Here is a 16625-nt window from a genome sequence, read left to right as displayed (position 1 = left end):
GCCTCTAGGGGGTGGGCGCCGCCTGGGCCGTGGGAGCCGGGCCCCCCGGAAGGCCGCCGCGGGTGCGCACGAGGGCCAGTTCCGTCAGGTTGAGGACGGTGACCAGAGCCGTCAGGAGCGCCAGGGCGCCCAGCGAGGGCAGCAGCGCGGCCGGCGGCAGCAGCGCCAGGGCGACCGCGGCGGCCACCAGCCGGGTCACCGACCAGGACCGGAACAGGTGCCAGCGCGTGTACCCGAAGGTGGCGAGGTAGAGGGCGCAGCCCCCGTACAGCAGGGCGGCCACGCCGAGCGGGAGCCGTTCGCCGGGGTGCGCGACGGCTTCCGCCATGCCGACGGCCACGGCGATGACCGAGGCGATCAGCGAGAGGTGCCCGTACGAGAGGACCTGCCGGGCCACGTCGGCCCGTACGGCCGCCGTCTCCAGCCCGTGCCGGACCGCGTTCGCCGCCAGGTGGAAGTACACCCACCACAGGCTGCAGACCAGGGTGAAGGCCACGGCGACGGCCGCGAGCGAGCCGGCGCCGAGCTCGGGGGCGGAGGCCACCGGGGCGCCGACCGCCACGATCGACTCGCCCAGCGCGATCATGACGAACAGGCCGAACCGCTCGGCGAGGTGCCCCGATTCGAAGTCCAGGCGCATCATGTTGCGGCGCGTCAGCCGGGGTGCCGCCAGGTCCACGGCGGCCGCCAGCGCCCACAGCCCGCTCCGGGCGCCTCCGTCGAGGAAACCGCCGACCAGCAGCAGAGGGCCGCTCATCAGTACCGACAGGACGGCCGGAGTGGGCGTCGGGCGCCGTCCCGGGACGTGCGCCAGCGCCGCGAGCAGCAGGCGGGCGCAGAAGTAGGCCCCGGCGAACAGCGGCCCGCGGTCCCCGAAGGCCTCCGGCAGGGCCAGTGCCATCATCAGGCCGCACAGTCCCGCCGCGAAGAGCGCGATCCGGTTCAGCGGCCGCTCCGCGTCATGGGTGTTGGAGTACACGGTGTTGCCGACCCACACCCAGTAGATCGGGATGAACGCGATCACGGCCCGTCCGGTGCCGCTCCAGCCGTGGTCGTGGTGGAGCAGCGCCGACACCTGTGTCACGGCGAACACCAGCACCAGGTCGAAGAACAGCTCCGACCACGCGACCTTCTTCTCGGTCTCCATCCCAACCCCCCGGTAGCCCGTCGGGAGAAGGATGCACGGGCGAATGCGGCGGCTATGCGGCGGGGCCCCGCAACAGCCTGAGGAAGGAGCGGAACGCGGCCGGCATGTCCACCGACTCCGGGGCGAGCAGCCACTGGTACTGGATCCCGTCCATGACGGCCGTCAGCAGCGGGGCCGCCTCCTCCGGGGTGAGGCCCGACGGGAGACGGTCGCCGAACTCCCTGCGCAGCAGCGAGGCCATCTCGCGCCGGACCTGCTCGTAGCGCTCGGTGAAGAACGCGCGGGCCGGATGCTCCTCGGTGACGCTCTCGCCGAGCAGCGCCGAGAAGGTCTGCACGATCCCCGGGCGCATGGCGTTGTACTCCACCAGCGAATCCAGCAGGTCCAGGCGCCAGCTGTCGGCCGAGACGCGCGAGCCGCCGCCCGTGTCCCACCGGTCGCGCTCCTCCAGCACCGCGACGAGCAGGGCCTCCTTCGTCGGGAAGTAGTGCAGCAGCCCCTGCTGGGTCAGGCCCACGCGCTCGGCGACGGTGGCCAGGGCCGCGCCCCGGTAGCCGCGCTCCGCGATCACTTCGAGGGCCGCGAGGACGATCTCCTCGCGGCGCTCCTCGCTCCTGGCTCGGACCATCCGCGCACCCCTTCCCTTGGCAGCCTCCACAGGACCGTACGGCATCCCAGTATCACGAAAATATCACGAACCCTACCGTTCAACAGGGAACGGGTCCACGATGGGGGCACCGCACAGCACCCGCACCGCAATCGACGAGGAGGCACGGCCGTGACCGATGCCGATCAGGCCCGCGAGCAGATCCGTGAAGACGCCGTGGAAGCGGCCCTGGACAAGCTGGACCTCGACACCAAGGCCCGCCTGCTCTCCGGGCAGGACATGTGGAGCCTCCCCGGGATCCCCGAGATCGGGCTGAAGTCCCTGGTCATGTCCGACGGCCCCATCGGGGTCCGCGGCGTGCGCTGGACCGCCGACGACCCGTCCGTGGCCCTGCCCTCGCCCACCGCGCTCGCCGCCGCCTGGGACCCGGAGCTCGCCCGCCGCGCCGGCCGGCTCCTCGCCCAGGAGGCCCGCCGCAAGGGCGTGCACGTCCTCCTCGCCCCCACCGTCAACCTGCACCGCTCCCCGCTCGGCGGCCGCCACTTCGAGTGCTACTCCGAGGACCCCTACCTCACCGGCGCCGTCGGCAGCGGCTACGTGAACGGCGTCCAGGACGGCGGGGTCGGCACCACCGTCAAGCACTTCGTCGGCAACGACGCCGAGACCGAGCGGTTCACCGTCGACAGCGTCATCGCCCCGCGCCCGCTGCGCGAGCTCTACCTGGCGCCCTTCGAGGCCATCGTCGAGGGCGCCCACCCGTGGGGCATCATGACCGCCTACAACCGGGTCAACGGCACGACGATGACCGAGCACCAGTACCTGGTGAACGACGTCCTGCGCGCCGAATGGGGATTCGACGGCTACAACGTGTCCGACTGGATGGCCGCCCGGTCCACCACCGGGGACATCCTCGGCGGCCTGGACGTGGCCATGCCCGGCCCGCAGACCGTCTACGGGCCCGCCCTCGCCGAAGCCGTCCGCGCCGGGGAGGTCCCCGAGTCCGCCGTCGACACCGCCGTCCGCAACGTGCTGCGCCTCGCCGCCCGCGTCGGCGCCCTGGAGGGCGCCCCCGCCGCCGTCGGGCAGCTCCCCGCCCCGGTCGACGGGCGGGCCCTGGCCCGCGAGCTCGCCGCCCGCGGCTTCGTCCTCGTACGCAACGAGAACGGCACCCTCCCGCTCGACCCCTCCGCCGGCACCGTCGCCCTCATCGGCGCCGCGGCCCGCGACGCCCGCGTCCTCGGCGGCGGCAGCGCCACCGTCTTCCCCGAGCGGATCGTCTCCCCGCTCGACGGCCTCACCGCGGCCCTCCCCGAGGGAGCGCTCACCTACAGCGTCGGCGCCGACCCCTCCGACGAACTGACCCCCGCCGACAAGGGCTTCGAACTCCGCGCGATCTGCCGCGACGCCTCCGGCGCGGTCGTCGGCGAGGGCAGCCTGCCGACCGGCCAGGTCCAGTGGATCGGCGACGACCTGCCCGCCGGCGCCGACTACACGAACATGGCGAGCATCGAGGTCACCGGCACCTTCCTGCCGCGCGAGAGCGGCGAGCACGCCTTCGGCACCCGCGGTCTCGGCGCCTTCACCCTCGCCGTCGACGGCGAGCGGCGCTGGGAGGGCGTCCAGGAGATGGGCGACGAGGCCGACCCCTTCGAGGCCTTCTTCGGCGCCCCCAGCGAGCGGACCCGCGTCACCCTCACCGAGGGCGTGCCCGTCGAGGTGTCCCTGACCTACCAGGTCCCCGACACCAGCGGGCTGCCGATGCGGGCCATCATGTTCTCGCTGCTCCACCTCGGCCCGCGGCGCGAGGCCGACGAGCTGATCGCCGAGGCCGTCGAAGCCGCCCGCGCCGCCGACACCGCCGTCGTCGTGGTCGCCACCACCGAACGCGTGGAGTCCGAGGGCTTCGACCGCACCGACCTCGCGCTCCCGGGCCGCCAGGACGACCTGGTGCGGGCCGTCGCCGCCGTCAACCCCAACACCGTCGTCGTCGTCAACGCCGGCTCCCCGGTCGAACTGCCCTGGCGCGAGGACGTCGCCGCCGTGCTCCTGACCTGGTTCCCCGGACAGGAGGGCGGCGCCGCGCTGGCCGACGTACTCCTCGGCGACAAGGAGCCGGGCGGGCGCCTGCCCACCACCTGGCCCGCCCGCCTCGCCGACGCGCCCGTCACCGAGGTCGTCCCCACGGCCGGGCGCCTGGAGTACGGCGAGGGCCTGTTCATCGGCTACCGGGCCTACGAGGCGCGGTCCGTGGAGCCCGCCTTCCCCTTCGGGCACGGCCTCGGCTACACCGACTGGGCGTACGAGTCCCTGGAGGTCACCCCCGGCACCGTCCGGGTCCGCCTCACCAACACCGGTACCCGGCCCGGCCGCGAGGTCGTGCAGATCTACCTGGCCCCCGTCTCGGACTCCGTGGAGCGCCCGGCGAGCTGGCTGGCCGCCTTCGCCGGGGTCGAGGCGGGCCCCGGCGAGAGCGTCGAGACCGAGATCGCCCTGCCCGCCCGGGCCTTCGAGATCTGGGACGAGGAGGCGCGCGGCTGGCGGCGGATCGGCGGCACCTACGAGGTCCGCGCGAGCCACTCGCACGGCGACACGCGGCTGAGCGCGACGCTCGACCTCGCGTGACACGCCGTATGGCCGGAAATCACCCCTGCCGGGGTCGATGAGAAGCCGGACCGGGGGCAGGCCCTGACACCTGCTCCCGGTCCTTCGTTCATACGAGCGTCAACGCGGCGGCTCCGCGGCCGTCACCTGTCGGTGCGCCAGTTCCGCCAGCCGCGCCTGCCCGTCCTTGCCCGGATGGAACCAGTCCCAGCGGCTCAACTGCTCCGCCGAGAAGGGGTACTGGAACACCGCGCCGCCGTCGTAGCGGCACAGCGCGTCCTTCGCGCAGACCTCGCGCAGCACCTCGTTGTACTCCACCACCCGCGCCCGCACCTGCTCGCGCCGGGCCGTCGCACCCGAGCCCGCCGACAGCGGGTCGGCGAGCATCGACTGACAGATGCCCAGCTTCCAGATCTGCCGCACCATCGGGCTGTCCTTGCCCTGCTCCCACAGCCGCTGGAGGTCCGGCACGCTGGAGACGTACACCTGCGAGGTGGGCGAGGCGGCCCGCAGCCCGGCCAGGGTCTGCTCGAAACCGGCCCGGAACTGCGCCACCGGCGTCATCGACGAAGCCGTGGGCCGGCAGGCGTCGTTCGAGCCCACCATGACCGTGACCAGGTCGGGCCTGTGCCGGGCCGCCTCCGCCATCTGCCCCGGCAGGTCCGCCATGCGCGAGCCGGTCACCGCGAAGTTCCAGCTGCGCCCGGGGGCCTCCACGTCCCCGATGAGGCGCGTGGCCAGGGAGCGCACAGCGGGGTCGTTGCCCGTGGCCCAGGAGACCTCGGGGCAGTCGGCCAGTACCGAACAGGCGTCGAAACCACGGGTGATCGAGTCGCCCACCGCCGCGATGGAGGCGGGAGCCGTGTTCCAGCGCGGCCCGGCGTGCGCCTCCCGCTTGCCCCCGCCGCCCGACGCGCCCGGGCCGCACCCCGTCACGGCGCCGGTCAGCAGCACGGCCGTCGCGCCCGCGCCCGCGAATGCGCGGCGTGCGCGGCGGCGTGCGGGGGTGGTGCGCATGGGAAGGTCCCCTCCTGGTCGTCCCCGTGCCCCACGGGGGTCCTGCTGAGTGAAAGCTCTGTGTTCGCGGGCTCCGGAGCGACCGTACGTCACACCAGGACCCCTGGCGCACGGTAGCTTTTTCCCGTGGCGTTTCGGCCGCAAGTCCCGTAGCGCAATGTCAAATAATTTCCGTTACATTACATCACGTCACATACTGTCCGTTTTCTGGAGTTTATTCCCGACCTCGTCCCACACTGGAGGTCCCGGTGACGACACGTGGAGTTCTGTACGTGCATTCCGCACCGCGTGCGCTCTGCCCGCACGTGGAATGGGCTGTTGCGGGAGTGCTCGGGGTGCGGGTGAACCTCGACTGGATCCGTCAGCCCGCCTCCCCCGGAACCTGGAGAGCCGAGTTCTCCTGGCAGGCCGAAGCGGGCACCGCATCGAAGCTCGCCTCCGCACTGCGCGGCTGGCACCTGCTGCGCTTCGAGGTGACCGCGGAACCGTGCCCGACCGCCGAGGGCGAGCGCTACAGCTCCACCCCGGAACTGGGCATCTTCCACGCCGTCACCGGCATGCACGGCGACATCCTCATCCCGGAGGACCGGCTGCGCGCCGCCCTCGCCCGGTCGGCGCGCGGTGAGACCGACCTGGAGGCGGAGATCGCCAAGCTGCTCGGCAAGCCCTGGGACGACGAACTGGAGCCCTTCCGCTACGCGGGCGAGGGCGCCCCGGTCCGCTGGCTCCACCAGGTGGTCTAGGACATGGAGAAGGGGCCCCGCCCGGCAGTCGCCGGGCGGGGCCCCTTCTCCATGTCCTACGACATCACACGCTGCGGAAGGCGAGCGTCACGTTGTGACCGCCGAAGCCGAAGGAGTTGTTGATCGCGGAGATCGGGCCGTCGGCCGGCAGCTTGCGCGGCTCGCCCACGACGATGTCCGCGTCGATGTCGTCGTCGAGCGCGTCGACGTTGATCGTCGGCGGGGCCAGGCGGTGGTACAGCGCCAGCACGGTCGCGACGGTCTCGATCCCGCCCGCGCCGCCCAGCAGGTGACCGGTCATCGACTTGGTCGCGGAGATCGCGATGTGGTCGAGGTCGTCGCCCAGGACCTTGCGCAGGGCCTTGATCTCGGCCGTGTCACCCTGCGGGGTGGACGTGGCGTGCGCGTTCACGTGGACCAGCTCGGCCGGGTCGAGACCCGTGTTGTCGAGCAGGTTCTGCACGGCGGCCGCGACACCGCGGCCCGTCGGCTCCGGCTGCGCGATGTGGTGGCTGTCCGCGGACAGGCCCTGGCCCAGCACCTCGCAGTAGACCCGGGCGCCACGCGCGGCGGCGTGCTCCGCGGACTCCAGGATCACCACGCCGGCGCCCTCGCCCAGCACGAAGCCGTCACGGGCCTTGTCGTACGGGCGGGAAGCCGTGGTCGGGCTCTCGTTGTTCTTGGACATCGCCATCATGTTGGCGAACGCGGCGATCGGCAGCGGGTGGATCGCCGCCTCGGTGCCGCCCGCGACGACCACGTCGGCGCGGCCGGTACGGATCATCTCGACGGCGTAGCCGATGGCCTCGGCGCCGGACGCGCAGGCGCTGACCGGAGTGTGCACGCCCGCACGGGCGTTGACCTCGAGGCCGACGTTGGCCGAGGGGCCGTTCGGCATGAGCATCGGGACGGTGTGCGGGGAGACCCGGCGCACACCCTTTTCCTTCAGTACGTCGTACTGGTCGAGCAGGGTCGTCACGCCGCCGATGCCGGAGGCGATGACGGTGCCCAGGCGCTCGGGGACGACGGACTCGTCCTCGCCGGCCGGGGCGGTGTAACCCGCGTCGGCCCAGGCCTCACGGGCCGCGATGACGGCGAACTGCGCCGAGCGGTCCAGCTTGCGGGCCAGGGGGCGGGGCAGGACCTCGCTCGGGTCCACGGCGACCGGGGCGGCGATACGGACCGGGAGTTCGGCGAAGCGCTCACCCTCCAGGGGCTTCACGCCGGAACGGCCGGCAAGCAGACCTTCCCAGGTCGAAGCGCTGTCGCCACCCAGCGGAGTGGTTGCGCCGATACCGGTGACGACCACGGTGCGATTGGTCGGGCTCACAGGAATTCTTTCTCCACGTCTCAGGGGGTGCTGAATTGTCACGGCGCCACCGCCGGGTGGCGACAAACGCTCGTCAGGCTCAGGCGGCCTGGTGCTTCAGGATGTAGTCGGCGGCGTCGCCGACCGTCTTGAGGTTCTTGACGTCCTCGTCCGGGATCTTGACGTCGAAGCGCTCTTCGGCGGCGACGACGACCTCGACCATGGACAGCGAGTCGACGTCCAGGTCGTCGGTGAAGGACTTGCCGATCTCGACGTCCTCGACCGGGATGCCCGCGATCTCGTTGACGATCTCCGCGAGACCCTCGACGATCTCTTCCTGCGTGGCGGCCATGTGGCGCTCCTTCTATAGCTACTGAGGTGGAACAGGGCTGGAAACGGATCCCGGCCCTAGGGGAGGGTAACGACCGTCGCGGCGTAGACGAGTCCCGCCCCGAAGCCGATGACGAGCGCGGTGTCGCCGCTCTTCGCCGCTCCGGTCGCCAGGAGCCGCTCCATTGCGAGCGGGATCGAGGCGGCCGAGGTGTTGCCGGTGGTCTCCACGTCACGGGCGACCGTCACGTGCTCCGGCAGCTTCAGAGTCTTCACCATCGAGTCGATGATCCGCATGTTTGCCTGGTGCGGGATGAAGACGTCCAGGTCGTCCGCGGTGATCCCGGCGGCGTCGAGCGCCTGCTGGGCCACCTTGGCCATCTCGAAGACGGCCCAGCGGAAGACCGCCTGACCCTCCTGCGTGATGGCCGGGAACTTCTCGCCGCCGTCCTTGCCGAGGTACTCGTCCCACGGCACGGTCTGCTTGATGGTCTCGGACTTGTCGCCCTCCGAACCCCACACCGTGGGGCCGATGGCCGGCTCTTCCGAAGGACCGACGACCACGGCGCCGGCACCGTCACCGAACAGGAAGGCCGTCGCGCGGTCCTCCAGGTCGGTCAGGTCCGAGAGCCGCTCCACGCCGATGACGAGTACGTACTGCGCCGAGCCCTCGACGACCATGCCCTTGGCCAGGGTCAGGCCGTAGCCGAACCCGGCGCAGCCGGCGGAGATGTCGAAGGCGGCGGGCTTGACGGCGCCGACCCGGTGCGCGATCTCGGTCGCGACGGCCGGGGTCTGCTTGAAGTGCGAGACCGTCGAGACGATCACCGCACCGATCTGCTCGGGCGAGACACCGGCGTCGGCCAGCGCCTTGCCGGAGGCCTCCACCGACATCGCGGCGACGGTCTCCTCGGGCGAGGCCCAGTGGCGCGTCGCGATGCCGGACCGGGAACGGATCCACTCGTCCGAGGAGTCGATCGTCTCGAGGATGACCTCGTTGGGCACCACCCGGGCCGGGCGGTAACCGCCGACACCGAGGATGCGGGCGTACGGGGAGCCCTTGCCTGGCTTGATCTTGGACATGCTGTGTGGGCTCCTTCGCTCAGGCCGACTGCTCGGCGACGAGCGCCGCGGCCTTGTCGAGATCGTCCGGCGTCTTCAGGGCCACGCTCGGAACGCCCTTCAGCGCGCGCTTGGCCAGGCCCGTGAGGGTACCGCCGGGGCAGAGCTCGATGATTCCTGTGACGCCCAGCTCGCCGAAGGTCTCCATGCACAGGTCCCAGCGGACCGGGTTCGCGACCTGGCCGACCAGGCGGGCGACGACGTCGGCACCCGAGGTGACGACGGCGCCGTCCTTGTTGGAGACGTACTTCAGCGCCGGGTCCGCCGGGGAGAGGGCCTTGGCGGCCTCCTCCAGCGTGGCGACCGCCGGGGCCATGTGGTGCGTGTGGAAGGCGCCCGCGACCTTGAGGGCGACGACCTTCATGGAGCCTTCGGGCTTGTCGGCCTCCAGGGCAGCGATCTGCTCCATGGTGCCGGCGGCCACGATCTGGCCCGCTCCGTTGATGTTGGCCGGGGTCAGGCCCAGCTTCTCCAGGTGGGCCACGACGACGTCCGGGTCGCCGCCGAGGACGGCGGCCATGCCGGTCTCGGTGACCGCGGCGGCCTCCGCCATGCCCAGACCGCGCGTCCGCACGAAGGACAGCGCGTCGGCCTCGGACAGCACGCCCGCGACCGCGGCGGCGGTGATCTCACCGACGCTGTGACCGGAGACCGCACCGAAAGCGGAGGCGGAACCAAGGGCGGACGCGGACAGCAGACCCGCGGCGACCAGCAGCGGCTGGGCCACCGCCGTGTCGCGGATCTCGTCGGCGTCAGCCTTCGTGCCGTAGTGGGCGAGGTCCAGCCCGATGGCGTCCGACCACGCGGCAACGCGGTCGGCGGCACCGGGAAGGTCCAGCCAGGGAGTCAGGAAGCCGGGCGTCTGAGCGCCTTGGCCGGGAGCGACGAGTACGAGCACCCTCACACTCTCTCTTGTGGATGGTCCCTGCCGCCCGTGGGGACAGGGACCAAGAACGGTCGGGGTAATTGTTGATGTCCGACAAAAGTCTAGGACTGAGGATCCCCGTCGGCCAGGCGCCCCAGAATCAGGGCGATCCGCAGCGTGAACGCCGAGCGGACATCCGACGGCGACCATCCGGTGACGTCGGTCACACGTCGGAGCCGGTAGCGCACCGTGTTGGGGTGCACGAACAGCATCCGCGCGGCCCCTTCGAGGCTGCTCGCCTGCTCCAGGTAGACGCTCAGCGTCTCCAGCAGCGCCGACCCCGCCTCCTCCAGCGGTCTGTAGATCTCCTCCACCAACTGCTCGCGGGCAGCGGGATCCGAGGCGATGGCCCGCTCCGGCAGGAGATCGTCCGCCAGAACCGGTCGCGGGGCGTCCTGCCAGGCCGTGCAGGCCTTCAGCCCGGCCGCCGCGGCCTGGGCCGACTTCGTCGCGTTCAGCAGGTCGGGCACCACCGGCCCGGCCACCACCGGACCGGCCGCGAACGGCCCGATCAGGGACTTCGCGACCTGCAGCGGGTTGTCGCTGCCGCCCGCGATGACGACCAGGCGGTCGCCCAGCACGCCCGTCAGGACCTGGAGCTTGTGGTGGCGGGCCGCACGCCGGATCGCCTCGACCGTCAGCTCGCTGTCGCCCTCCGGCGCGGTGCCCAGCACCACGCACACGTGCTCCGGGGAGTTCCAGCCGAGCGCCGCCGCACGCGACAGGGCGCCCTCGTCGGCCTCGCCCGACAGCACCGCGTTGACGACCAGGGACTCCAGCCGGGCGTCCCACGCGCCGCGCGCCTCGGCGGCCTGCGCGTACACCTGGGCCGTCGCGAAGGCGATCTCCCGGGCGTACACCAGCAGCGCCTCGCGCAGGATCGACTCGTCGCCCGGGGCCGCCACCTCCTCGATCGCGGTCTCCATCACCTCGATCGTGGTGCGGACCATCTCCACCGTCTGGCGCAGCGTGATCGCCCGGGTCAGCTCGCGCGGAGCCGTACCGAAGACGTCCGTCGAGATCGCCTGGGGGGTCTCGGGGTGCCGGAACCACTCCGTGAACGCGGCGATACCGGCCTGCGCGACCAGGCCGATCCAGGACCGGTTCTCCGGGGGCATCGCCCGGTACCACGGCAGTGTCTCGTCCATGCGCGCGATCGCGTTCGCGGCGAGCCGCCCGGAGGACTTCTCCAGTCGGCGCAGCGTCGCGGCGTGCGGATGGGCGGGAGCCGCGGGGGGCGCGGCCTGTGTCGCGGGGGAATGCTCACGTTCGGGTTGGGGCACGGGACAAGACTGCCTTATCGACGGGGCTGCGCGGAGTCCGGTCCCGTCCACGGCGCCGCCCCGGCGCTACGGTGGCCCTCATGATTGATGTGCGCCGCGGTACGGACCGGTACGAGGGCGGGGACCCGGACGCCGGGATCACCAGCCGCCACGCCTTCTCCTTCGGGTCCTTCTACGACCCGGACAACCTGCGCTTCGGGCCCGTCCTGGCCTGCAACGAGGAGACCCTCGCCCCCGGCGCCGGCTTCGACGAGCACCCGCACAGCCACACCGAGATCGTCACCTGGGTCGTCGAGGGCGAGCTCACCCACCAGGACAGCACCGGCGAACAGGGCGTGGTCCGCCCCGGGGACGTGCAGCGGCTCGGCGCCGGCTCCGGGGCGCGGCACGTCGAGCGCAACGACGGCGCCCAGCGGCTGCGCTTCGTGCAGACGTGGCTCGCGCCCCTCACCGCCGGCGGGGAGCCCTCGTACGAGGTGGTCACCGGCATCGACGACGCGACGCCGTACGCGATCCCCGCGGCCGGCGCCGTCCTGCGCGTCCGGCGGCCCGGCGCGGGCGAGCGGGTCCCCGTACCGGAGGCGGAGCGGGTCTACCTGCACGTGGTGCGCGGTGACCTGCGCCTGGACGGGGCAGAGCTCGGTCCCGGCGACTCGGTGCGGATCACCGGGGAGAAGGACCTGGAGATCACCGCGGGCTCCCCGGGGGAGCTGCTGATCTTCGAACTGCCCGCCTGAGCCGTGCCCAGTGCCGTGACCGGAAGGGTTTGCCGGGTCGCGTTGTCCGGTGCGGTGCGTCGCAAGGCGGAGGGCCACGGCTCGTACTGGACGTACCGCCGTGGTCCGACAACGCGGCGAGGTGCCGTGCCGGGCAGCGCGACCTTGTGAATCTTTCCGGTCACGGCACTAGGCCGCCCGCCCGGAGCGCAGCTCGGCCAGGACCGCGTCGGTGAACGGGGGCCAGGCCGCGACGGCCCACGGGCCGAAGGCCCGGTCCGTGAGCGCCACGCACGCGGCGCGGGCGTCCGGGTCGACCCACAGGAAGGTGCCCGCCTGGCCGAAGTGGCCGAACGTGCGCGGCGAGGAGGAAGCGCCCGTCCAGTGCGGGGACTTGCCGTCGCGGATCTCCACGCCGAGCCCCCAGTCGTTGGGGGACTGGTGTCCGTAACCCGGCAGGACGCCCTTGAGGCCGGGGTGGACGACGGAGGTGGCCTCGGCGACCGTGCGGACGTCGAGGAGCCGGGGCGCCTGCAGCTCGGCGGCGAACCGCAGCAGGTCGGCGACGGTGGAGACGCCGTCCTTGGCGGGGGAGCCCTCCAGGCTGCTGGAGGTCATGCCGAGCGGCTCGAAGACGGCCTGGTGCAGGTACTCGGCGAAGGGGATTCCGGTGGCCTTCGCGATGTGGTCGCCGAGCACCTCGAAACCGGCGTTCGAGTACAGCCGGCGGTCCCCGGGCGGGGCGGTCACCCGGTGCTCGTCGAAGGCCAGACCGCTGGTGTGCGCGAGGAGGTGACGGACCGTCGACCCCTCGGGCCCGGCCGGTTCGTCCAGCTCGATGGCCCCCTCCTCGTAGGCGACGAGGGCGGCGTACGCGGCGAGCGGCTTGGTCACCGAGGCCAGCGCGAAACGGTGGTCCACCGGCCCGTGGGAACCGGCCGGGCTGCCGTCGGCGCGCACGACGGCCGCCGCGGCGGTCCCCACCGGCCAGGTCTCGATGATCCGCAGGCTTTCCATGCTGTTGACGCCCTCCACGCTCTCCATGCCGCCGAGCCTACTTGCTTGGAGTGCACTCAAGGGTTTTAGCGTGGGGCCATGAGCCAGAGCCTGACGCAGACGCGGTACACGATCAGCGAGGTCGAGGCCCGCACCGGTCTGACCCAGCACACGCTGCGCTGGTACGAGCGGATCGGGCTGATGCCGCACGTGGACCGCTCCCATTCGGGGCAGCGCCGCTTCAGCGACCAGGACCTCCACTGGCTGTCCTTCGTGGGCAAGCTGCGCGCCACCGGCATGTCGGTGGCGGACATGGTCCGCTACGCGGAGCTGGTGCGGGAGGGCGACCACACGGTCGACGAGCGGCGCGCGCTGCTGGAACGGACGCGGAGCGAGGTGCGGGCGCGGCTCTCGGAGCTGACCGACGCGCTCGCCGTACTGGACTACAAGATCGGCATTTACTCGGGGAAGGCACGATCGTGACGGAGCAGAAGAAGATCGAACAGGTCGAGCTCGGCAAGGGCGGGCCCCTGGTCGGTGTCCAGGGCCTCGGCTGCATGGGCATGAGCGAGCACTACGGGGCCGTCGACGAGGCGGCGGCCCGCGAGACGCTGGAGGCGGCGCTGGCCGCCGGGGTGACCCTCATCGACACGGCGGACGTCTACGGGCAGGGGCGGAACGAGGAGTTCCTCGCCCCGTTCGTGGCCGCGCACCGCGACGAGATCACCCTCGCGACGAAGTTCGGCATCGAGCGCAACGAGGACCCGACGTACCGGGGGATCCGCAACGAGCGCACCTACATCCGGCGGGCCGTCGAGGGCAGCCTGCGCCGGCTCGGCGTGGACGTCATCGACCTGTACTACATGCACCGGCGCGACCCGGCCGTGCCGCTGTCGGAGTCGGTGGGGGAGATGGCGGAGCTGGTGGCCGAGGGCAAGGTCCGCCGGCTCGGGCTCAGCGAGGTCACGGGCGCGGAGCTGCGCGAAGCGCACGCCATCCACCCGATCGCGGCCCTGCAGTCGGAGTGGTCGCTCTTCAGCCGGGACGTGGAACGCAGCGCGGTCGGCGCGGCGGCGGAGCTGGGCGTGGCCTTCGTGCCGTACTCGCCGCTGGGGCGGGGCTTCCTGGCGGGGGCGTTCGCGGACGCCGCCGCGGAGCTGTCGGAGGGCGACTTCCGGCTCCGCCAGCCGCGGTTCACCGGGGACAACGCGAAAGCCAACGCCGCGCTGCTGGCCCCGATCCGGGAGGTGGCGGCCGGGCGCGGCGCCACTGCGGCGCAGATCGCCCTGGCGTGGGTGCATCAGCGGGCGCAGGTGCACGGCCTGACGGTGATCCCGATCCCCGGCACCCGCAAGCCGGGGCGCCTCCGCGAGAACACGGCGGCGGCGGGGATCACCCTGACGGCGGCGGAACTGGCCCTGCTGGAGCCGATCGCCGCGGAGGTCGCGGGCGACCGTTACCCCGACATGACGTTCACGTCGCTGGCCCGGGAGGCCTGACCCCGGGCGGGAAAATCCAGCCCGTCCGGCGTTTGAGGACCGGGTCCGGGCGGAGCCCGGGGAACGGGGGAAGGGCGGGCAGGGGACGGCCCCGCGCAGCGGCTGCGCCCCTGCCCGCCCTACAGGGACTCCGCGGTGAAACGATCCCGCAGCGCCGCGTACTCGGCGTCCGTCAGCAGCCCCGCACTGTGGAGCTCGCTCAGGTGGTGGAGCCGCTCACCGGAGTCCCGCGCACGGGGCACCGACGACACCGCGGCCCGCCCCCGCACAGCGGCCAGCACCCCCGCCGCGAACGGCAGCGACTCGTGCACCGCCCCGTACCCCATGCCGAAGACCGCCGCCGCCAGGTCGTGGTCCGGGCGCGGATCCCCGACGGAGTCCCGCAGCAGCAGCCGCAGGTGCCCGCCGGGCCCTTCGGGGGACCGCCACTCCACCCCGGTCAGCGCGGACAGCGGGTAACGCTGGTCGCAGGCCTTCCACTTGGTGCTCGTGGCGCCCGTACGGGACCAGTGGAAGGTGATCGCGGACCCGTCGAAGCCCACCCGGCCGTCGTACGCCTTCAGCAGCGCCGGCCGCGGTACGCCGACCAGGAAGCGCTCGGCCGGCTCGGCCGGATCCGGACCCAGCCGGGCCAGCAGGGCGTCGGCGAAGGCGGCGGCCTGCGGGGCCCGTTCGCCCGGCAGGACCAGCCGGTACGGGTCGCAGGCCTCCCGCAGCTGCCCTGCGGCGGCCTCCACCAGCGGATCCGCGCCGGGCCGCGGGACGGCGCGCAGCACCACCGTGTCCCGCTTCCCCGGGGTCAAGGTCACCCCGGACACCGCTTCCAGGGGGACCCGGCGCGGGCCGAGGGCGTGAAAGAGCCTTGGCGTTCGCATCCCCCGTGCGAAGCGGATGAGCACCGAGTCCGAGTCGAACTCCCAGACGGCATGGTTTCCGGCCAGTACGTCACCCATGCGGCACATCGTAAAGGGAGCCGCCCCCGCGCGTCCCCCTCACTGCGTGGCCCGTTTTCACGCCCTCCGCGTGGCTACGCGCCCGTCCGCGTGGCTACGCGCCCCTCCGCGTGGCTACGCGCCCATCCGCGTGCGTCAGTCCTGCTCCGACCCGGAGACTCCGCGTCCGCACCCGTCCGCCCCGGTCGCGCAGATGATGGAACCGAACGCACCGGTTCCGACCCCGGCGAAGTTGCGCAGCGAGTCCGTGCCCGGCGTGAAATAGCCGGTGTGGCTCCTGGCGCCGGCCGAGGACAGCAGCCGCGCGCCGAAGCCGGGGGAGACCGGGTCGGCGCCGTGGCCCAGCCCGCCGACCTCCAGGTGCGGTACGTCGGCGATCCAGTCGCCCTGGTCGCGGGTGGCCCAGACCCGGGCCGAGGTGTGCAGTCCGGCCACGTTCTGCGTGCGCATGCCCGGGCTGCCCGCCACCACGATGTCCGTGACCCGGGCGGGGAGTTCGTGCGCCGCGACCCCGCACACCACCGATCCGTAGCTGTGGCAGAACAGGGCCACGCTCGAATCGCCGGGAAGCGCCCCGGCCAGCGCCTTCAGGCGGACGGCGCCGTCGAAGGCCATGTGGCCGGTGGCCGCGTCCATGCCGACCCCGGTGGGGGCGGTGTAGCCGGCCCAGGCGATGACCGCGGTCCGGCTGCCGGGCGCGGCCGCGCGCTCGGCCTCGTACAGGGACTCGGCCATGCCGACGGGAGCGGTGAAGTAACGCTGGGTGCGCTCGAAGGTGAGCGCGTCGGTGTCGACGCCGGGGACGATCACCGAGACCCGGCGGGCCCGGTCGAGGTCGCCGAAGACCTCGGCGACCAGGCCGGTGCCGGTCGGGTCGAAGGCGAGGATCTGCCGCCCGGGTTCGGCGAGCGAGGCGAAGCGGTGGGCCCGGCGGACGGCCGTGGCGCGGTCGGCGGGGGTGAGGGCGACGTCGCGGCTGCGCGCGTCCTCGACCTGTACGGCCTGCAGCAGGCCGAGGAGGTTGGCCCGGTAGCGGGTCGCGGCCGGGGCCCCGTCGAGGTTGCCGACGACGAGGGGGTAGCTTTCGGCCAGGTCGGACCGCTGGGCGGGGTCGAGGCCGGCGAAGAAGCGGGCCACGGTGGAGGCGTCCGCGTCCGCGGGCGGTACCGGGCGGCCGTCGATCCGCGCGCTCTTCCAGGCGGCCAGCGAGGCCGCCCGCAGCGGAGTACCGCCCTCGGGGCGGTGCACGGCCGTCCAGCCGGTGGTCGCGAGCAGGACGAAGACGACCGCGAGCGCGAGCAGGGCACGCAGGGCGGCGGGGCGCGGGTCGGCGCCGGGAGCGGTGGGGTGGGCGAGGCCGGGCACGTTCACTACGAC

The 16625-nt window shown here is 72.8% G+C and carries 16 protein-coding genes; 5 read left to right on the top strand and 11 right to left on the bottom strand.

Annotated features, from left to right (window positions below):
* Positions 1-4: 4 nt before the first annotated feature.
* Together ACZ6Y1_RS34415 and ACZ6Y1_RS34410 are read right to left on the bottom strand one after the other, a co-directional pair.
* Positions 5-1147 carry a low temperature requirement protein A gene (locus ACZ6Y1_RS34415; RefSeq protein WP_469639395.1) on the bottom strand — a complete coding sequence of 381 codons (1143 nt, stop codon included), beginning with the start codon at positions 1145-1147 and terminating at the stop codon, positions 5-7.
* 52 nt (positions 1148-1199) lie between these two features.
* Positions 1200-1775, bottom strand: a complete 576-nt coding sequence (locus ACZ6Y1_RS34410) for a TetR/AcrR family transcriptional regulator (protein ID WP_469639392.1) — start codon at positions 1773-1775, stop codon at positions 1200-1202.
* 150 nt (positions 1776-1925) lie between these two features.
* Between ACZ6Y1_RS34410 and ACZ6Y1_RS34405 the strand changes: the two genes are divergently transcribed.
* Positions 1926-4376 carry a beta-glucosidase gene (locus ACZ6Y1_RS34405; RefSeq protein WP_469639388.1) on the top strand — a complete coding sequence of 817 codons (2451 nt, stop codon included), beginning with the start codon at positions 1926-1928 and terminating at the stop codon, positions 4374-4376.
* 99 nt (positions 4377-4475) lie between these two features.
* On the opposite strand, the gene ACZ6Y1_RS34400 is transcribed toward ACZ6Y1_RS34405, so the two are convergent.
* Complete coding sequence (locus ACZ6Y1_RS34400; protein WP_469639385.1) at positions 4476-5372, bottom strand: SGNH/GDSL hydrolase family protein; 897 nt, start codon at positions 5370-5372, stop codon at positions 4476-4478.
* Between the two features lie 248 nt (positions 5373-5620).
* Between ACZ6Y1_RS34400 and ACZ6Y1_RS34395 the strand changes: the two genes are divergently transcribed.
* On the top strand, positions 5621-6115 hold the full coding sequence (locus tag ACZ6Y1_RS34395; RefSeq protein ID WP_030160508.1) for a DUF3145 domain-containing protein: 495 nt from the start codon (positions 5621-5623) through the stop codon (positions 6113-6115).
* 64 nt (positions 6116-6179) lie between these two features.
* Here ACZ6Y1_RS34395 and fabF read toward each other — a convergent pair whose 3' ends face one another.
* The 5 genes from fabF to ACZ6Y1_RS34370 form a co-directional block, all read right to left on the bottom strand.
* Positions 6180-7445: a beta-ketoacyl-ACP synthase II gene (gene fabF, locus ACZ6Y1_RS34390; RefSeq protein WP_469639382.1), complete on the bottom strand. Its 1266-nt coding sequence runs from the start codon at positions 7443-7445 to the stop codon at positions 6180-6182.
* Between the two features lie 79 nt (positions 7446-7524).
* Positions 7525-7776, bottom strand: coding sequence for an acyl carrier protein (locus tag ACZ6Y1_RS34385; RefSeq protein WP_354381875.1), 252 nt, complete (start codon positions 7774-7776; stop codon positions 7525-7527).
* A gap of 56 nt (positions 7777-7832) precedes the next feature.
* Entirely contained in the window at positions 7833-8837 is a 1005-nt protein-coding gene (locus ACZ6Y1_RS34380; RefSeq protein ID WP_469639377.1) for a beta-ketoacyl-ACP synthase 3, read from the bottom strand.
* 19 nt (positions 8838-8856) lie between these two features.
* Entirely contained in the window at positions 8857-9774 is a 918-nt protein-coding gene (locus ACZ6Y1_RS34375) for an ACP S-malonyltransferase (RefSeq protein WP_469639375.1), read from the bottom strand.
* An 89-nt stretch (positions 9775-9863) separates the two neighbouring features.
* Complete coding sequence (locus ACZ6Y1_RS34370; protein WP_469639372.1) at positions 9864-11084, bottom strand: PucR family transcriptional regulator; 1221 nt, start codon at positions 11082-11084, stop codon at positions 9864-9866.
* Positions 11085-11164: 80 nt separating this feature from the next.
* On the opposite strand from ACZ6Y1_RS34370, the gene ACZ6Y1_RS34365 reads away from it, so the two are divergent.
* Positions 11165-11821, top strand: coding sequence for a pirin family protein (locus ACZ6Y1_RS34365; RefSeq protein WP_469639369.1), 657 nt, complete (start codon positions 11165-11167; stop codon positions 11819-11821).
* A 168-nt stretch (positions 11822-11989) separates the two neighbouring features.
* Here the strand turns inward: ACZ6Y1_RS34365 and ACZ6Y1_RS34360 are convergent, their stop codons facing one another.
* Positions 11990-12817, bottom strand: coding sequence for a serine hydrolase domain-containing protein (locus ACZ6Y1_RS34360; RefSeq protein WP_469639445.1), 828 nt, complete (start codon positions 12815-12817; stop codon positions 11990-11992).
* Positions 12818-12895: 78 nt separating this feature from the next.
* Between ACZ6Y1_RS34360 and ACZ6Y1_RS34355 the strand changes: the two genes are divergently transcribed.
* Both ACZ6Y1_RS34355 and ACZ6Y1_RS34350 read left to right on the top strand, forming a co-directional pair.
* Positions 12896-13279, top strand: coding sequence for a MerR family transcriptional regulator (locus ACZ6Y1_RS34355; protein ID WP_469639366.1), 384 nt, complete (start codon positions 12896-12898; stop codon positions 13277-13279).
* The gene (locus ACZ6Y1_RS34350) at positions 13276-14295 is read left to right on the top strand and encodes an aldo/keto reductase (protein WP_469639363.1); all 1020 of its coding nucleotides are present in this window, start codon (positions 13276-13278) and stop codon (positions 14293-14295) included. The genes ACZ6Y1_RS34355 and ACZ6Y1_RS34350 overlap by 4 nt, the downstream gene beginning before the upstream one ends.
* A 119-nt stretch (positions 14296-14414) precedes the next feature.
* Here the strand turns inward: ACZ6Y1_RS34350 and ACZ6Y1_RS34345 are convergent, their stop codons facing one another.
* Together ACZ6Y1_RS34345 and ACZ6Y1_RS34340 are read right to left on the bottom strand one after the other, a co-directional pair.
* Positions 14415-15248, bottom strand: a complete 834-nt coding sequence (locus ACZ6Y1_RS34345) for a DUF4429 domain-containing protein (RefSeq protein ID WP_469639361.1) — start codon at positions 15246-15248, stop codon at positions 14415-14417.
* Between the two features lie 135 nt (positions 15249-15383).
* On the bottom strand, positions 15384-16613 hold the full coding sequence (locus ACZ6Y1_RS34340; protein ID WP_469639442.1) for an alpha/beta hydrolase: 1230 nt from the start codon (positions 16611-16613) through the stop codon (positions 15384-15386).
* Positions 16614-16625 lie beyond the last annotated feature (12 nt).

The organism is Streptomyces sp. NPDC053432, from assembly GCF_055585365.1.
This window is presented reverse-complemented; position numbering and strand designations above follow the sequence as displayed.

Bases quoted from the DNA above. Each gene is read 5' to 3' on its own strand.
- ACZ6Y1_RS34415 (WP_469639395.1), bottom strand. From the start codon at position 1,147: ATGGAGACCGAGAAGAAGGTCGCGTGGTCGGAGCTGTTCTTCGACCTG.
- ACZ6Y1_RS34410 (WP_469639392.1), bottom strand. From the start codon at position 1,775: ATGGTCCGAGCCAGGAGCGAGGAGCGCCGCGAGGAGATCGTCCTCGCG.
- ACZ6Y1_RS34400 (WP_469639385.1), bottom strand. From the start codon at position 5,372: ATGCGCACCACCCCCGCACGCCGCCGCGCACGCCGCGCATTCGCGGGC.
- ACZ6Y1_RS34385 (WP_354381875.1), bottom strand. From the start codon at position 7,776: ATGGCCGCCACGCAGGAAGAGATCGTCGAGGGTCTCGCGGAGATCGTC.
- ACZ6Y1_RS34380 (WP_469639377.1), bottom strand. From the start codon at position 8,837: ATGTCCAAGATCAAGCCAGGCAAGGGCTCCCCGTACGCCCGCATCCTC.
- ACZ6Y1_RS34365 (WP_469639369.1), top strand. From the start codon at position 11,165: ATGATTGATGTGCGCCGCGGTACGGACCGGTACGAGGGCGGGGACCCG.
- ACZ6Y1_RS34360 (WP_469639445.1), bottom strand. From the start codon at position 12,817: ATGGAAAGCCTGCGGATCATCGAGACCTGGCCGGTGGGGACCGCCGCG.
- ACZ6Y1_RS34355 (WP_469639366.1), top strand. From the start codon at position 12,896: ATGAGCCAGAGCCTGACGCAGACGCGGTACACGATCAGCGAGGTCGAG.
- ACZ6Y1_RS34345 (WP_469639361.1), bottom strand. From the start codon at position 15,248: ATGGGTGACGTACTGGCCGGAAACCATGCCGTCTGGGAGTTCGACTCG.